Raw genomic sequence first — 16958 nt, forward strand, 5'->3', positions numbered from 1 at the left:
ATTGATCAACACATTGGGTAATAAGGGTGATGAGATATGCACCAAAGCACATTTCAAATGCTACTTCGCTTCCAGAATAGAATAAAAAAGACGCGATACTCTGCCTGTAATTTGCAGTTTGAGCTATCGCGTCTACGTTTAATTAAGTCTCTCTAAAATCCCTTTAGATACTAAAATCGCTAACAACGTCATTGCCTCTTGTGATCTGTCTTCGGATCCTTGAGGCGCTTTTATTTGTGCGTTCAGCGATTAAAGCACAGGGGTAAAGTTCACTGTACTCGTTGTACCCACAGTCAGCGTCACTTCAGCCACTTGGCCATCCGGGTTTGGAATGGTCAGGCCGTCGTACTGAATCGAGCTGTCGTCATCACCGTCACAATTAAACGCAACGGTATAATCCCCTTCCGGAAGATAACCGAAGGCATAGCTGCCATCATCAGCCACTTCTGTAGAGCTGTATGGAGAGACCACGCCATCTGGCACCACAGTGTTAAATTCAGAATCGCTTTCGTCCACCAGGTCGCCCAGCGTCGATGTCGCTACGCTGCCCTGATAGAGGTACACATATTTGCCAGTACTCAGCGAACAGGTGCCTTCATCAAAGAGGGTTGGGTCGACGGTGCCAGACAAACTGGTGGCTTCATCGTTGCTCACAATAGACACACCATGAGGTTTTAAAATGTAACCATTGGTGCTGCCGCTGCTGCCACGCATCACCAGTGAGTAACGCAGATCAAATTCAATTGTGAACGCTTGTGTGGCTTCATCGCTGACAGTGAAGCTGCCCAGTTGCAGCTTATTACTAGGTTGCTTGAGCGCCTGAGTGCCGTCTTCATCCACGACGAAATTCACGTTCGATTCGGTGCTGATGTGCAGGATCAGGTTTTTATAAGTACCCACCGGGATCGACTGGCTGGTGATGATCAACTTCGAGTCGGTACCTTGATAATCCATTAGGTCAATCTGCTCATAATCCATACTGGGATCCGAAGGATTGACGTCCAGATAGATCGACGACCCGTCTGATTGAACCAGCTCTACCTGAGTAAAACCGATGGTAACGGAGCTTGCGTTGTCGACTGGTGCATCTGAAACCGAAAAGGAAACTTTAGACGTTTGTACAGATGAATCATCGCCGCCACCGCAGCCCGCAAGTAAAAGAGCAGCACTGCTGAGTGCCATCCAAGGTAAGATTTTCATGTTCACACCACTTATTGATACACTCATCAATTATAGTGCGGAAAAATCGTTCCTCGACAACGTAGTGAGCATTCTGGCAGTAACCTGACAAATTGACGCAATTTTACAGAACGCTGTCATTTTAAGTGTAAAAAAGCCTTTTAAATCAAATACAATCGAAGACCTATCCACGTTGTTAAGTTTATAAACTCCTGTCTTTTCAATGTATTAGCCGCAGTGGCCGCTGCGGCTATTTTTTTATCTATTTTTCGCTCACCCACAACATCCTGCTGCCCATCGAGGCCGTCTCTATCATCACTTGCGTGCCATCAGACGCAAACGTCTCGCCACTCAGTACATCCGTCAGTGACTGCGGCCAGTTGAGTTCCACCGTCTGACTGCGGGATGACTTGTTGATGATCACCACGCCTTTTTCACCACGGCTGAACACCAGCAGATCATCATTGGCTTCAATGTTCACCATCGGCAAACCGTGCATGCGGTTGTGAAATGCGATTCTGGCGACCATCTGCGTATCGCGCCAGCTGTCCCGCCAGCGCGGCTTCCCTGCTCCATCACGAATACCACTCGGATCCAGATCGGTGTAGATCAATGGCACGCCACCGTCACGTCCCAATACATAGCTGTAAGCCAGCGCTTCACATTGCGGCGTCATCACCAGATTGGCGAATACATCGTTGTTGGGAATGTCATGGGTGATGGCGAACGTAATCGCCCGCTCTTTGGAGAGCGCTTCACCAAAACAATAGGGGTCAATCAACCCTTTCAGGCTGCCGCCCGGTTGCAGTGCATTAAACAGCGTCTGGAACAGCGGAAAGTCATAGGCCCCGAGTCGGGTCTCTTCCAGATACGGCTGCAAAAACAGCTGATACTCTTCCTTGGTTGCACCACCATCGGTGATAATTTCACCAAAGATGTGCACATCGCGGGTAATCTCTTCCGTCCAGACTTTTTTCAGATGCTCAATCGTCATGTGCTTAGCGGCATCAATTCGAAAGCCTTTTACACCGAGATTTTTCAGCGCCAACAGGTAGTGTTGCTGCTGTGTCACTACATGGTCGTTGTCTCGCAGTGTTGGCAAACCTTGGTCATGCGGGCCGCCGGTAATGCGCCCGTTCTGCACCTGCCATTTGTCTTTCCAATCTTTAATTCCGAAGGCTTCGACGAAATCATCTTCGTTAAACAACGGCTGAGACAAATCGCCGAACAGACACTGTTTCTGGTAGTAGCCTGAACGTTTGCGATAGGCCTTCATATCCGCCTCACTCGGATATTGCAGATCAAGCCGCTGTTTGGATTCATTGGCCATGTGGTTAAACACCACATCAGCATATACGCGAAGATCCAGCGCCTTTAACGCGTTGATCATGTTAATAAAGTCTTCGGTGTTGCCAAGTTGGTTGTCGATAACCCGATAGTCCTGCGGCTGATAACGCTGCCACCAGGGAGTACCGGATGGGTGTTGATAAGATTTCATCGGTGGCGAAACCAGCACCGCTTTGTAGCCAGCCTGCTCAATAACGCCAGCTCGCTCAGTAATCAAAGAATATGGCCAGTCGAACGCATGCAAAATGACATCCGTCGGATGAGAACTGATCATGATTTATGCTCCTTCTGCGTTAGCAAGCGAAGAAAACGAAGAAAGTGAATGCAGCTTGCTAATCTTGACGCTGATTATAAATCGACCAATCATGTCGCAATCCCCCTTTGGAGAATAATTTATGGTTGAGAGTCAGGGCGTAGATCGTCGATCTTGCACCGATTTGGTTAAACTTTGACTCACTCCCAAGTAACCGATCATGCAAAAGCTATACTTAGTTGCAGGGTCTACCTCCCATCTGAGCGTGGCCACTGGCCACAATCCAGCAAACTCAAACTGTTACAAACACACCCATTAAACGACGGAGATTGAAATGCGCACACTTCGAATTGACATCGTCTCCGATGTTGTCTGCCCTTGGTGCATCATCGGTTACAAAAGGCTGCAAGCCGCACTCAGCATCCTGTCAAACGAAGTCCGGGCGGAGATCCACTGGCACCCGTTTGAACTTAACCCCACCATGGCTCCGGGCGGCGAAAATCTGCGTGAACATCTGGCCCGCAAATACGGCACGACACCACAAGCCAGTCAGCAGGCACGGGATACGCTCCTCCGCTTTGGACAGGAAGTCGGCTTTTCATTTCAATTTTTTGATGACATGCGTATCTACAACACACGTAAAGCCCATCAACTGCTGATGTGGGCGAATCAACACCACAAGCAGGGCGAACTGGAAATGCTGATGTTCGATGCTTATTTTTGCCAGGGACAAGTGATGGACGATGATGAAGTGCTGCTCGGCCTCACAGAGCAGGTCGGCCTCAACCGGGCCGAATGCCAGCAGGTTCTGGCGGACGAATCCTGGGCGAAAGCGGTAGCCAATACCGAGCAGCAATGGTTGCAGGCGGGCATTCACGCCGTGCCGGCGATCATCATCGAGCAGCGCCATCTGATATCCGGGGCGCAAACCACCGAGAACCTCTTGCAGATGCTGCGTGAGATTGTCAGCAAATCACCAACGCACTAACGTTCCGTTGATGCAGAAAAAGAAAAAGGCACCGAGCGGTGCCTTTTGGATTCGATTGAATGCAGCTTAGTGAACGGGCGTGTCAGATTCTGCGAAGAACTTACCGAAGTACTGCTCCATCACTTCCGGCGTCAGTTTGCCTTCCGCTTCAAGCTTTTTCAGCTCAGCAGCAATCGCTTTCTGCTCTTCCAGGCTTGGCAGCGCCACCTCTGGCTCGCTACCCATTTCCTGTGACATCTGCTCCAGTTCTTTCTCAAAATCGCTCATCTTACTTACCTAATTGTTCATAAATCACTGAGGGGGAGTTTACCCAACTCCCCCGCCTGATTCTAGAGCTTAAAGCTGCCTACCATCTTATCCAGACGTGCCGACAGGTCGCGCAGCTCCTGACTCGCTTCCGCCAGCTCTTCTGCGGTGCTGGTGGTCACTTCGTTGATGGCGTTGATCTCTTCGATGTTCTGGTTAATGGTGTGCACCACGGTTGATTGCTCTTCGGTCGCGGTTGCCACTTGCGTGTTGCGATCCGAGATGTCGTGAATGCGATCCGAAATACTCACCAACACCTGCACCGCTTCATCCGACGAAGAAACCCCTTCTGATGTCACAGCAATACCCGCCGACATGGCCGTTACAGCGTCTTTGGCATCGCTTTGCAGCTGATTGATCATCTTCTGAATCTCTTCGGTCGACGATGCAGTGCGGCTGGCCAGATTACGCACTTCATCGGCCACCACGGCAAAGCCACGGCCCTGTTCGCCCGCACGCGCCGCTTCAATTGCCGCGTTCAGTGCCAACAGGTTGGTTTGATCCGAAATATCGCGAATCACATCAAGGATTGAACCGATGTCTTGTGTCGTGGCTGCCAGTTGCTGTACGACCTGACCCGTACTTTCGATGTCGGCCGCCAGTCGGCTGATCGCATCTTTAGCTTTGTTCACTACGACACGGCCTTCGTCAGTGCTGTCTGAAGCCTGATTCGCCGTTTCTGCTGCGGTTGCCGCGTTTGACGCAATTTCCGAGATGGTCGCGCCCATCTGGTTAATGGCAGTCACCACCTGAATAGTCTGGTCACGCTGCTGCTGACTGTTGTCGTGAGTGGTGTTGGCTTTGTGCGAAACGGTTTCCGCCGCCACTTGCAGTGAATTGCTGGTAGACGCCACTTCCTTCATCGACTGATGAATCTTTTCGATAAAACCGTTGAAGCCTGAAGAGAGCTGAGCAATTTCATCTTTGCCCGCGATCTCAATACGCTGTGACAGATCACCGTCACCTTTACCCAGATCCGTAAAGCGCTGCGCGATTTGACGAATCGGATTGGCAATGCTGTTCGCCAGCACAATACCCATCACAATGAAAATCGCCGCCACCACAATCGTGATGATCAACATGCGCTGCGCCATTTGGTCGAGATCGGCGAACACTTCATTAACCGGCACCGTACCAATCACGAACCAGTCCATCGATTTGATGTACAAACTCGCGACAAACACTTGTTCGCCGTTGTACTGAGTGTTAATCAGGTTAAAACCGGACTTGTTCAGCAACTGATTCGAGTCAGCGCCATACAGGCTGTTGAGCGAAGCTTTGGCCTGATTCTTCTGACGATGAATCTGCACATTCCCTTTCGCATCGGTCAGGAACACAAAACCGGTATCTTCAATTTTGAAACCGTTCAGCAGTTTCACCATGTCGTCCATCGACTTGGACAGACCGGACATACTGTCACCGTTCAGCTGCTGATAGTTGGCAAACATTTTCACTTCGCCCGTTGCTTCCTGGAACATACTCACCATGGTTTGGTTACCCGATGAGGTGAAACCGAAGAACCAGCCATCCTGCTGCTGATTAAGCTGGCGCAGGAAGCCATTCTGGTTCCAGTAATAAGCCGTTTTGCGGTTGGCCACCGAGGCGTCGTTCAGTTTGTACTGATTGCGCACGTTGTTCAGCTGTTTAACCAGCACCGCCTCTGCCGCAGGATCGATATCCTTGTTGGCAATGGCTTGCTTAATGAATTCGTTATTGGCGATCTGTTCCGCGGCCTGAAGAAGCGTACTCACTTCGCGGTCGATCTGAGCGCTGATCTGTTCCAGCATGGATGGCAGCTCAATGTCTACCAAACGATGCTCGAGCACATCACGTGCCTGACGTTGAGCCATCACACCCAGAATGATGGTCGAGGCGAGCACGGCCAGAGTAATTCCGAGCACCACCTTTTGTTTAATTGTCATATTATTGAATTTGAACATCTTCTCCGCCTTTTACACTTGGCTGCTGCCAATACCAGTCACGTTGTCGGCCACTCAGTGGCTTTCTTGAGAGTTATCTCTGATTTTTATGTAATAAATGTCTTTGGTTTCACAAATTTGGCCACAATCCGTTCAATACGCGGCCAATCACCCAGAGCTAAGCATGGTCGAGAATGTTCAGAAATGACCAACTTTTCGCCAAACAAACTCTCTGTCGAAGTTTTGCGGAACTTTTCTTACAAACGACTCACTAAATGCCCAGAGTAAGAAGGGTATACAAACGCCAAGGAGAGTTGGGTTTCATGCAGTCACAGACTTTTCAAACACTACAGACCTATCTGAATCAACAAGTCATCGGCCAGGAATCGCTGGTTGAACAGCTACTCGTCGCGCTGCTCGCCGATGGCCATATTCTGGTGGAAGGCCCTCCCGGGCTGGCCAAAACCCGCGCCGTCAAATCTCTTGCCGATTGTATCGAAGGCGATTTTCACCGCATTCAGTTTACGCCCGATTTATTACCCGCCGATTTAACCGGTACCGATATCTACCGCCCGGAAACCGGTGAATTCACTTTTCAGGCCGGACCGATTTTTAATTCTCTGATCCTGGCCGATGAGATCAACCGCGCGCCCGCGAAAGTGCAGGCGGCGATGCTCGAAGCGATGGCCGAGAAGCAAATTACCGCCGGTCGTCAGACTTACCGTCTGCCAAAGCTGTTTCTGGTCATGGCAACTCAGAACCCGATTGAACAGGAAGGCACCTACCCGCTACCGGAAGCGCAATTGGACCGCTTCCTGCTTCATCTGGATGTGGATTACCCAAGTGCCGAACACGAGCTGGCGATTCTGCGCCTCAATCGTGGCGAGGCTCAGGGCACCGCGACCGCGACGCCACCGCTGGTTACTCAGGCACAAATTTTCGCAGCGCGCCAAGAGGTGCTCGCTATCCATATGGCGGAGTCGATTGAGCAGTATCTGGTTCGTTTGGTGATGGCAACCCGCCACCCTGCGCAGTACGACGCCAAACTGGCGGAATGGATTGAAATGGGCGTCAGCCCGCGTGCGACGATTGCGCTGGATCGCTGCGCCCGCGCACACGCCTGGCTGAACGGACGTGATTTCGTGAGCCCGGATGATGTGCAGGCGATGGTTTTTCCGGTGCTGCGTCACCGCTTGCTGCTGACTTATCAGGCGCAGGCGGAAGGCGTGCATCCGAATCAGGTGATTGCACACTTATTGTCTCTGGTCGGCAGCGCATAAGGTCGAACCATGGCAACGACACCGCTTCATCATTTGCCACCCCATGCTAATGGCGTAACGCTGAGCCTCGAAGAGCTGCTGCCGTATCAGCAGCAGAGCGTACGCTGGCTTCCGCCGGCGCGCAGCTTATGGACGCAAATGTCCGGTCAGCATCAGAGCCGCAGCCTGGGCCGCGGAATGGATTTTGCCGAGGTGCGCCAATATCAACCCGGCGACGATATTCGTGCCATTGACTGGCGGGTCACGGCGCGCACGGGCAAACCGCACACCAAGCTGTTTACCGAAGAACGGGAAAAGCCAGTGGTGCTGTACATCGATTTAAGTGCGTCGATGCAGTTTGGCTCGCAGCTGATGCTGAAATCCGTGCAAGCTGCGCACGTCGCCAGCCTGATCAGCTGGCTCTCCGTGGCACAAAAAGATCGCGTTGGTGCGGTGATTGACTTGGGCAACAAGCAGATTGAACTCAAACCCACCAGCCGCCGCAAAGGGCCATTGCAGTTAATGGCGCAGTTAGTCAGTGCGCAGCAAGCAGCGCTCAGTAGTCTCTCGCCTGAACAAGCGCCGCTGCACAACGCACTGCAAGTGCTTAACCGCATGTGCCCCAAAGGCAGCGAGGTCATTTTGATCAGCGACTTCGTGCGGTACGACGATTCACTTAAGCCATTATTCAACCAGCTGCGCAAGCATAACCGCGTTCGTCTGGTGCATATTTATGATCCGCTCGAGCAAGGGAACACCGCTTTTCGGGGTGTGGAACGGGTAAGAGATAACCAACAAACGCGCTGGCTCAACTTTTCGATAAATAGTACGCGCACAGGTATCAAAAAAGCCTTTGAATCTCAAAAAGAAAAACTAAAATCATTGAGCCAATCTATGGAGATGGATTACCGCTCACTGACATGTGAGATCCCTTTGCTGCAACAACTGTCCGGATAATAAAAATATGAAGGAAACATCATCGACATCCCTTGATCTTAATGCTTTGCATCTGCCTGCTGCACCGTCCTGGTGGCCTTTGGCCTGGGGTTGGTGGGCAACAGCGGCAGGCATTATTGCGGTTGTCGTAATTATCATGTTGATGATTCGCTGGAAACGTAAACGCATGGCGCCGAAAAAAACGGCTCTGCGTCTGCTCAATCCGCATCTGAAGCAGACGCCTTCTTCGGCGATTGAACTGCTCAGACAAGCGGCGCTTTGTTATTTTCCTCGCGAAGAAATCGCCCATCTGACGGGCAAAGAGTGGTACAACTTCCTGGATACTCAGGTCGGCCGTCCACTGTTTGTTCCGAACGAGAATGTGTGGCAGCAAGCCTTGTATCAAAAGCAGAAAGTCGAACACGCCGATGCGCTGGTCGCTGACTGCTACCAATGGGTTAATGATGCTTTGCCGCCCAAGAAAAGGAGACCTGTGAGCATTGGCAAACATTGAATTCGTATGGTGGTGGCTGTTTGTTCTGGTGCCACTGCCGCTGATTGTTTATCGTTTTTTACCTCCGGTAAAAGAAAGGGCAGCGATTCAACTGCCCTACCTTCCTCAACAAAATCAGGCAATTGCTCCGCGCCAATGGCTTGCGAAAACTCTGGTCATTGCGCTCTGGCTCTGTTTGGTGACCGCCGCAGCGAGGCCCGTCTGGTACGGCGAACCCGTCACCACATCGCCCAAACACCGCGACATGATGCTGGTGGTCGATTTGTCTTATTCCATGAGCCAGCAGGACATGAAATCCGGTGATCAGTTCATCGACCGTCTCAGCGCTGTCAAACAGGTGTTGTCTGATTTTATTGCCAAACGTCAGGGCGACCGCTTGGGTCTGATCTTTTTTGCTGACCACGCTTATCTGCAAACGCCGTTGACACTGGATCGTCAAACGATCGCCCAACAGCTCAACCAAGCCGTACTGCGCCTGATAGGCACCAAAACCGCGATCGGTGAAGGAATCGGTTTAGCCACCAAAACGTTTATCGACAGCGACGCACCGCAGCGCGTGATGATTCTGCTCAGCGACGGCAGCAACACCTCGGGTGTGCTCGATCCAATGGAAGCGGCCAAAATCGCGAAGAAATACCACACCACCATTTATACCGTCGGCATCGGTGCCGGGGAGATGATGGTCAAAGAATTCTTCATGACCCGTAAAGTCAACACGGCTGAAGATTTGGATGAGAAAACCCTGCAGGCGATCGCCAATGAGACTGGCGGTCAGTACTTCCGCGCGCGCAATCAGCAGGATTTGCAACACATTTACGACACCATTAACCAGCTTGAACCGATCAGCAAAGCCAGCCAGACCTGGCGCCCTCAAAGCGAATGGTTCGGTTATCCGCTGGCTCTGGCCCTGTTGTTGTCCGTTATTCTGATGATCATGAGGAGAAACTATGTCTGATTTTGTTTTCCTCTCCCCGTTATGGCTCTTAGCGCTGATCCCATTGGGCGGATTAGTTTTGTGGCTGAGCCGCCGCGCGAAAAACCAAACGCTGATTGCGCCGCACCTTGCCTCCGCTCTCGGTCTTGCCAGCCCGAAAAGCCAACGCGGTGCGCTGCATCTGCTCGGACTCAGTTGGCTGATTGCCGTCACGGCATTGGCGGGCCCGAGTTTTGAGAAACAGCCGCGCCCAAGCTACAGCAACAGCAGCGCACGAGTCGTGGTGATGGATATGTCGCTGTCGCTGCACGCCACAGACATCAAACCCAACCGACTGGCGCAGGCGCGCTACAAGGTGTTGGATTTATTGAAAGGCTGGCAGGAAGGCAGTACGGCTCTGGTGGCCTACGCGGGTGATGCTTACACCGTCAGCCCGCTGACCAGCGACAGCGCGACGATTGCCAACCTGGTGCCCAACCTGTCGCCTGAGATCATGCCATTTCCCGGCGCCAATGCCGCCAGCGGCGTCAAACTGGCGATTGAAATGCTGAAAAACGCCGGGCTCAATCGCGGTGACATCATTTTGCTGGCTGACGATCTCGACTCGAGTGAAAGCAAAGCAATTCGCGCGCTGCTCGACGGCACAAACTGGACACTGATGATTGTCGGTATCGGCACACAAGCGGGTGCCCCTATTCCGCTAGATGACGGGTCGCTGCTCAAAACCGATGCGGGCCAGACTGTGGTGGCCAAAACGGACTTTGCTGCCATGCAGTCACTGGCTTCAGCGGTGAATGGGGTGTTTACCCCCTATCGTGCAGACGGTTCGGATGTCGAGCGCATTCTGGCGGAAACACGCAGTGAAAAACCGATAACGGGTAGTAAAAATGCACAAACTATCAGCGATCAGGTCAATAACGGCTACTGGTTGGTCGTTCTGCTGCTTGCTCCCGTCCTACTGCTGTTTAGACGCGGTTTTGTTTTTGTCGCCCTGCTGGGCTTGACCTTAGGTTTGCACACGCCGACGGCTGAAGCTTCTCCATGGTTAAACCGCGACCAACAAGCCATGCAGGCCTTTGAGCAGAAAGATTATCAGCATGCCGCCGAGCAATTTTCTGACCCGCAGTGGCAAGGCATCGCCCGTTATGAAGCGAAAGATTATCAAGGCGCGATTGACGCACTTTCTCAGGTTGCGAAGCCAGACAGCCGCACCCAATACAATCTGGCCAATGCCTACGCCCAAGCTGGTCAACTGGAAAAGGCGCGCGATCTCTACCAACAGTTACTCCAAACCGAGCCTGACAACGCGGATGCCAAACACAACCTGCAAGTGGTTGAGCAGGCGCTGAAACAGCAGCAACAGCAACAGCAACAGCAACAGCAACAGCAACAGCAACAGCAACAGCAACAAAAATCGTCGCAGGGTTCTGAGCAAAAGCCAAATCCATCGTCTTCAAACGGCGATCAAAGCAAGGATTCGCAAAACTCGTCGTCACAAACAGCCAAAGACGAGAAAAATCCGTCTCAGTCGTCGAATCACTCGGCGCCAAATTCAGATTCCGCCAGCCAGTCTGAGTCTCAGGCCAATTCACAGCAAAACCAGCAGAGCGAGCCGCCACGTTCCCAAGGACAGAGTTCAAAGCCACAAGAGGCTGAGCAAAATACGCCTGAAGGATCGCAAACGAAATCTGACCGTGAGCAGCAGGCCCAAGCGAGCCAAGCACAATCGCCAAAACCGTCCGAGGCGCATTCTCAGTCTCAAGCAGACGTGGCCGCTCAGGCACAGCCGACGACTCAGAGCGTCGATCCGCAGCTAAGAAAACTCGAACAGGTTGAGAGTGCTCGCGACCCCAGCCAGCTACTGCGCGCGCAGCTTTATTTGCAGGCGCAAGACAGAGAGCCTCCACAAACGCAAGGTAAGAAGTGGTGATCATGAAATTGTTACAACCTCGTCTCTCAACGCTCAATCGTCTTGTAATCGGATTGAGCACGCTGCTGATGTGTATCGTCAGCTTATCAGCCCAAGCCGCTAACTTTTATGCCAGTGTCAGCAAAAACAAAGTGGCCAAAAACGAAGTGTTTCAACTGACCGTCGTCAGCGATCAGAAGGCGTCGGGTGACGACATCGACTTCAGCGTTCTGGACAAAGACTTCTTCATGAGTCGTCCGAGTTTCAGCTCATCAGTCAATATCATTAACGGCAGCCGCAGTAACCGCAGCGAATGGACCGTGTCGCTGGCCGCGAACCGTCTCGGCGTGGTGACCATTCCGAGTTTTGAACTCAATGGGGCCAGAACGCAGCCGATCGCGCTGCAAGTTACGCAGGATGAACAAGCCCCCAACAGCGATGATCTGGTCGAAGTACGCAGCCAACTGTCACGTTCAACACTCTATCCGAGCGAAAGTGCGCTGTTTAAAGCCAGATTGATCATCAAGGCCGATCCGCGCCGTTTACAGGATCCGAAAATCGCGCCACCTTCTGTCGACGGAATGGAGCTGAAAGCGGCCAGTGAGCCGAATCAGTACCAAACGGTGATGGACGGAATTCAGGTCACGGTTGTCGATCAGGACTTTCGTATCACCGCCAGTGAGGCGGGTGATTTCACGCTGACTGAACCGAGCTTCAAAGGTGCGCTGATATACGGCAGCAGTTACAGCGGCAGCACGCGTATTGTGCCGCTGCAAACCACGCCGAAAACCTACACCCTGCACGTCGATCCCAAGCCAGCCGACTATCAGGGAGCTTGGCTCCCCACCAGCAAACTCATCCTTAGCGAGCAATGGCTCGACAGCCAGGGAAAACCCATTAGCGGCAGCCATTTCGCCACCAAAGTGGGCGATTCGATTAGCCGAGAGGTAACGGTTCAGGTCACGGGTCTGACTCAGGAACAGTTGCCCAACATCAGCCTCAGCTACCCGGATTCTGTGCGGGTGTATGATGAAAAACCGCAGTTCGCCACACTGGATAGCGGCGATGTCGCCATGACGCTGAAACAGGTACTGATCCCGCGTCAGAGCGGTGAAATTGCGCTGCCCAAAGTAACGATGCAGTGGTGGGATACCGTCACCAAAGCGCAGAAAACCACCACAGCAGAAGGCCTGACTTTAAGCGTCGCCGCGGGCGATCCCGGCACCGTGACCGCGTCAACACCACTTCCTGCAACGCCTGCGCAAGTGCAGACGATCACGGTTAACGATGCTGGATTCTGGCCCTATCTGACGGCGCTGTTTGCGCTGTTGTGGCTCGCCACACTGGGGCTGGCCTGGCGCTGGAAGTCCTCGCCAGGCAAAGCAGCACCGCAAAGCGCAGCTCAGTCAGTCGCAGATACGCCTTATGAACAGCTGCAACAGACTTTGAATCGTGATGATGGCATCGCCATTTCGCGGGCGTTGAACGTTTGGATGCAACACGTGACGTTAACGGATGCTGAAACCGCGCAGCTGACGCTTGCGCTGCACGAACTCAATCAGTCGCTCTATGGCGCTCTGCCGGGCAAAAACAACAGCAGCGAACTCAAACGGTTAACCAAAGCCATTCACAAGCAGCAACCGAAACGTAAAAAGCAGGTCAAATCGCCGTTAGCAAGCCTATGAACGTGATCTGCCGCCTAACTCCACTCCGACAGTTTGGTCTACGCTGTCGGAGTTGGGTTGACAGGAGAAGACCATGACACAATTGAATACCAAATCGGCGCTGACCATGGGGATCAGCATTCTGCTCGGACTGGGACTGCTGGGCTACTTTGTCGAACAAGCCGCAGTGAAGTTCAAAGAGTACGACCGCATCGTCACGGTAAAAGGCCTCTCGGAACGTGAAGTGCCGGCCGACACCGTGATTTGGCCCATCCAGTTCACGCTTGCCGATAACGAACTGCCGACCTTGTTCACCACTCTAGATGCACAAACTCAGCAAGTGATGCAGTTTCTGGCGCAGCAAGGTATCGACACCCAATCGATTTCAATCTCTGCCCCTGCAGTGATTGATAAAAAAGCCCAGCAATATGGTGGCGAAGCGCGGATTGAATACCGCTATCTCGCGACGCAAACCTTAACCGTCTACAGCACGCATTTGGATTTGGTCCGTCAGGCGATAAGCCAGATAGGTCAGCTCGGTAAACAGGGCATCGTGTTTAATCAGGACAATTACAACAATCGGGTGGAATATCTGTTTTCTGGCTTGAATGACATCAAACCAGCGATGATCGAAGAAGCGACCAAACAGGCGCGAGAAGTGGCCGAGAAATTCGCCAAAGATTCGCAAAGCAGTCTGGGCAAAATTAAACGCGCGACACAAGGCCAGTTCTCGATTGTCGATCGCGACAACAACACGCCATATGTGAAAAAAGTGCGCGTCGTCTCGACCGTGGAATATTTCCTTTCTGACTGATACCAATCAGGCCTGATCAATTAGACCAGGCCGTTTTGCTCTCCCCCACGACCCGGTTGCGGCCAGCGTGTTTCGCTTCATAGAGCGCTTTATCAGCCTGAGTGTACATCTGGTCAAACTGGATTTCGCTCGGCTGAATACGCGCGACGGCAAAGCCAATTGACACGGTCAGCCAGTCCCCATCCGGATTGCAACAATGGGCAATCTGTTCCCGCTCAACGCTCTGGCGAATGCTCTCAGCCAACGCCGCGACCTGCTGTGGCGAGTGATCCGCCAACAGTAAAATAAACTCTTCACCGCCAATGCGGCAGAAACCTTCATTGTGTGCTGGCGTATGCTGGCTGAGAATGTTGCCGATGCGCATCAGCGCGATGTCTCCTTCCAGATGCCCGTATTGGTTGTTGAACAGACCGAAGTGGTCAATATCGAGCAGAATCACGCCGAAATCGACACAGCGTGCGTCCCGACGCTCGCAGGTTTGTTCCAGCAGATGGGTCAGCATGCGGCGGTTGCCCAATCTCGTCAGCGGGTCCATTTTGGCCAGCAGATCGAGCTTTTCATTGGCTTTTTGCAGATCGCGCGTGCGATTACGCACTTCACGTTCCAGATTCTCGTTCAGTTCACTGATCGCCTGCTGCGCTTTGGCACGCAACAACACTTCGGTCAGGTTGGAGGCAAACATACGAATCACATCGCGCAATTGCGACGACAATGGCGAGCGGCGAATCAGGTTGTCAGCGGCGATAAAGGCGATCGGTTTTCCTTTGTCCGCCAACATGGTCATCGCCGTCCAGCCATAACCGACGATGCGGCTGTCGTGATAAATCGGCACCGATTCTTTAAACACCACATCACTGGGATGATTGCGCGCCAGTGCCACAATGTCATTGTTTTCGACCGTCGAGCGGAAATAGGACTCGTCAACAATATTGCCCTGAATGTTGGTGCCCCACGTGCCTTGCAGATAAGTACAGGATTCATCGGTCAGAAACACGGCCATGCGATCAATCCCCATTCGGTTGATGGCAAACGCCACGGCCGATTTACACACGTCGCTCACCGTCAGGCAGCGCGACAGTTCCACCATACTAGCGTGCAACATGCGTACGTTCTGCTCCTGACGTTTGCGAATGTAGATTTGCGCCAGCAGCGAGCCAAACGACTCCAGCATCTGCTTCTGATACTCATCGATCGGCTGGCGATGAAGAAAGTTATCCATCGCGATCCAGCCAAACACGTCGTCACCATCGCGCAGCAGCAACATGCCGTTCCAGCCCTGACCAATCACCTGCCCGGCGGTATAGAGTGGCGCCTCTTCAATCACCACTAACGTTGAATTACCGTCAGCAATCGCCGCCAGATAACGCGCTTCCAACTGATGCAGATCATACTGATTGTGGTGTTCGCTGATGGTCTTGCCGTGTTCGTTGGTGCCGTAAGTGCCGATAAAACAGCGCTTTTTCATATCCAGCAAAAAGAACGCCGCGCGATCAAAACCGAGACGATCCCGCACCGCTTCCACCGCTGCGCGGTGCAGGGCATCGAGGCTGTCTGGGTTCGCCAGTTCAATCGCCAGTTGATGCACCAGCTTCATGTTGTCGATAAAGGTTTCACGCTGGGTAATTTCATCGCGATACTTGGCTTCACGAATATCGCGATGTTTAAACTCCTGCGCCGCATCGGTTTCCGCCCGAATAGATTGCCAGCGCGCCGCGATCAGTTGCAGGCTGTCGAGTTCTCCACTTTTGAGCATCTGCGTCACCCGGTCTTCATCAACCGCCTGAATGAGCAGATACATGCGCCGCTGACTGTGATTATCCAGCGTGAGTATATAGCTTTCTCCACCCAGCAAGGAGTAGTAGTCCCAGCCACAGGTGTTGGTGGCAAGCGGGATCAGCGTGTCAGAGGTATCAAACTGCGCCGCCCATGACCAGAAGGTATCCGGGTACTCGCTCAGCGGGGTATTCCTACCACAACTGAAAAGCGATTCCGGTTGATGTGAAGACGACGGCGCGTAGCAGACCAGCATGGCATAAGGTGCCAGCAGGGGTTGCAGAAAAGCAAATGTCTCGTCTGCCAGCATCGCATAGTTGCGGCAGGCAGAGAGTGTTTTCAGCAAGGACCGAGAGAGCATAAGAGAGCCTGATATGTCTGATTGAATAGGGAAAAATTAGAAAATTGCCCGTTCAGCTTCAATCACTTCACCTTACCGATGTTAAGCGCGCCGCAAATCCGCCGCGCGAACTTTTGCATTCTGGAGCCGAACAACAGTTTTGAGATCTTGTTTCCAATTATTTTTCAGACAATAGCCAGTAAAAACCCCGCTTCGCAAATGTAAGACAAAGTAATTCCACACTTTTCGAGTCAGGCCAAATCATTACTGGCATCCCCCCCTGCTCTGCATTCATAATAATGGCACTGCTGATGGAACCCTGTTTATGCTCAAATCCGGCTGTTTTTTGCTGCTCTTGTTGTTCAGTTGCTCCGCTCTGGCCGATGTGGAATTGGTCAAAGTGGATAAATCGAAGCGTCGTATGTATCTCATCGACGATGGTCAGGTGATCCGTGAATTTCGAATTGCGCTGGGCAAATCGCCAAAAGGGCACAAACAGCAGGAAGGCGATCAGCGCACACCGGAAGGCCGCTACTACCTCGATTTCGTTACCGAGCATTCCCACTTCTATCGTTCCATGCACATCAGTTACCCCAATCTGCGCGATAAACACCGCGCTGAGACACTGGGCGTAGATCCGGGCGGCGAGATTAAAATTCACGGTTTAAAGACGGGTTATGCCGGCAGCCCCGAGTTTATTCAAAGCTTTGACTGGACCAATGGTTGCATTGCAATCACCAATCAGGAGATGGACGAGTTTTTGAGTCTGGTCAAAATCGGTACTCCGATTGAGATTCAGTGGTAACCCACCAACTTCCTTGTT

Annotated in this window: 14 protein-coding genes; 9 read left to right on the forward strand and 5 right to left on the reverse strand. The window is 52.4% G+C overall.

What is annotated here, in order from left to right; translation table 11 throughout:
* Positions 1-249 precede the first annotated feature (249 nt).
* Together JIG40_RS19320 and JIG40_RS19325 are read right to left on the reverse strand one after the other, a co-directional pair.
* Positions 250-1200 carry a DUF4382 domain-containing protein gene (locus tag JIG40_RS19320; protein WP_199465884.1) on the reverse strand — a complete coding sequence of 317 codons (951 nt, stop codon included), beginning with the start codon at positions 1198-1200 and terminating at the stop codon, positions 250-252.
* 241 nt (positions 1201-1441) lie between these two features.
* The gene (locus tag JIG40_RS19325) at positions 1442-2800 is read right to left on the reverse strand and encodes an alpha-amylase family glycosyl hydrolase (protein WP_047462027.1); all 1359 of its coding nucleotides are present in this window, start codon (positions 2798-2800) and stop codon (positions 1442-1444) included.
* Between the two features lie 313 nt (positions 2801-3113).
* Here JIG40_RS19325 and JIG40_RS19330 point away from each other — a divergent pair, with 313 nt between their 5' ends.
* Positions 3114-3767 (forward strand): DsbA family oxidoreductase, encoded by a 654-nt coding sequence (locus tag JIG40_RS19330; protein WP_154182704.1) that lies wholly within the window; start codon positions 3114-3116, stop codon positions 3765-3767.
* Positions 3768-3833: 66 nt separating this feature from the next.
* On the opposite strand, the gene JIG40_RS19335 is transcribed toward JIG40_RS19330, so the two are convergent.
* Together JIG40_RS19335 and JIG40_RS19340 are read right to left on the reverse strand one after the other, a co-directional pair.
* Positions 3834-4034 carry a restriction endonuclease subunit S gene (locus JIG40_RS19335; protein ID WP_020329808.1) on the reverse strand — a complete coding sequence of 67 codons (201 nt, stop codon included), beginning with the start codon at positions 4032-4034 and terminating at the stop codon, positions 3834-3836.
* Between the two features lie 62 nt (positions 4035-4096).
* Positions 4097-6013, reverse strand: a complete 1917-nt coding sequence (locus JIG40_RS19340; protein ID WP_158129597.1) for a methyl-accepting chemotaxis protein — start codon at positions 6011-6013, stop codon at positions 4097-4099.
* A gap of 302 nt (positions 6014-6315) precedes the next feature.
* Between JIG40_RS19340 and JIG40_RS19345 the strand changes: the two genes are divergently transcribed.
* The 7 genes from JIG40_RS19345 (at position 6316) to JIG40_RS19375 (ending at position 14022) form a co-directional block, all read left to right on the forward strand.
* Positions 6316-7272, forward strand: a complete 957-nt coding sequence (locus JIG40_RS19345) for a MoxR family ATPase (protein WP_020329806.1) — start codon at positions 6316-6318, stop codon at positions 7270-7272.
* Positions 7273-7281: 9 nt separating this feature from the next.
* Entirely contained in the window at positions 7282-8208 is a 927-nt protein-coding gene (locus JIG40_RS19350) for a DUF58 domain-containing protein (protein WP_047462036.1), read from the forward strand.
* A gap of 7 nt (positions 8209-8215) precedes the next feature.
* Positions 8216-8701 (forward strand): DUF4381 domain-containing protein, encoded by a 486-nt coding sequence (locus JIG40_RS19355; protein WP_038128037.1) that lies wholly within the window; start codon positions 8216-8218, stop codon positions 8699-8701.
* Positions 8688-9656: a VWA domain-containing protein gene (locus tag JIG40_RS19360; protein ID WP_199465885.1), complete on the forward strand. Its 969-nt coding sequence runs from the start codon at positions 8688-8690 to the stop codon at positions 9654-9656. The genes JIG40_RS19355 and JIG40_RS19360 overlap by 14 nt, the downstream gene beginning before the upstream one ends.
* On the forward strand, positions 9649-11565 hold the full coding sequence (locus tag JIG40_RS19365; RefSeq protein ID WP_199465886.1) for a VWA domain-containing protein: 1917 nt from the start codon (positions 9649-9651) through the stop codon (positions 11563-11565). Before JIG40_RS19360 ends, JIG40_RS19365 begins: the two co-directional genes overlap by 8 nt.
* A gap of 2 nt (positions 11566-11567) precedes the next feature.
* Positions 11568-13229, forward strand: coding sequence for a BatD family protein (locus tag JIG40_RS19370; RefSeq protein ID WP_206769426.1), 1662 nt, complete (start codon positions 11568-11570; stop codon positions 13227-13229).
* Positions 13230-13302: 73 nt separating this feature from the next.
* Positions 13303-14022 (forward strand): SIMPL domain-containing protein, encoded by a 720-nt coding sequence (locus JIG40_RS19375; RefSeq protein ID WP_199465888.1) that lies wholly within the window; start codon positions 13303-13305, stop codon positions 14020-14022.
* Positions 14023-14038: 16 nt separating this feature from the next.
* Here JIG40_RS19375 and JIG40_RS19380 read toward each other — a convergent pair whose 3' ends face one another.
* Positions 14039-16156 (reverse strand): GGDEF domain-containing protein, encoded by a 2118-nt coding sequence (locus JIG40_RS19380; protein ID WP_199465889.1) that lies wholly within the window; start codon positions 16154-16156, stop codon positions 14039-14041.
* A gap of 304 nt (positions 16157-16460) precedes the next feature.
* Between JIG40_RS19380 and JIG40_RS19385 the strand changes: the two genes are divergently transcribed.
* Positions 16461-16940, forward strand: coding sequence for a L,D-transpeptidase family protein (locus JIG40_RS19385; RefSeq protein ID WP_172571486.1), 480 nt, complete (start codon positions 16461-16463; stop codon positions 16938-16940).
* Positions 16941-16958 lie beyond the last annotated feature (18 nt).

Source organism: Vibrio sp. bablab_jr001 (genome assembly GCF_016464285.1).
GTDB classification, from domain to species: domain Bacteria; phylum Pseudomonadota; class Gammaproteobacteria; order Enterobacterales; family Vibrionaceae; genus Vibrio; species Vibrio fluvialis.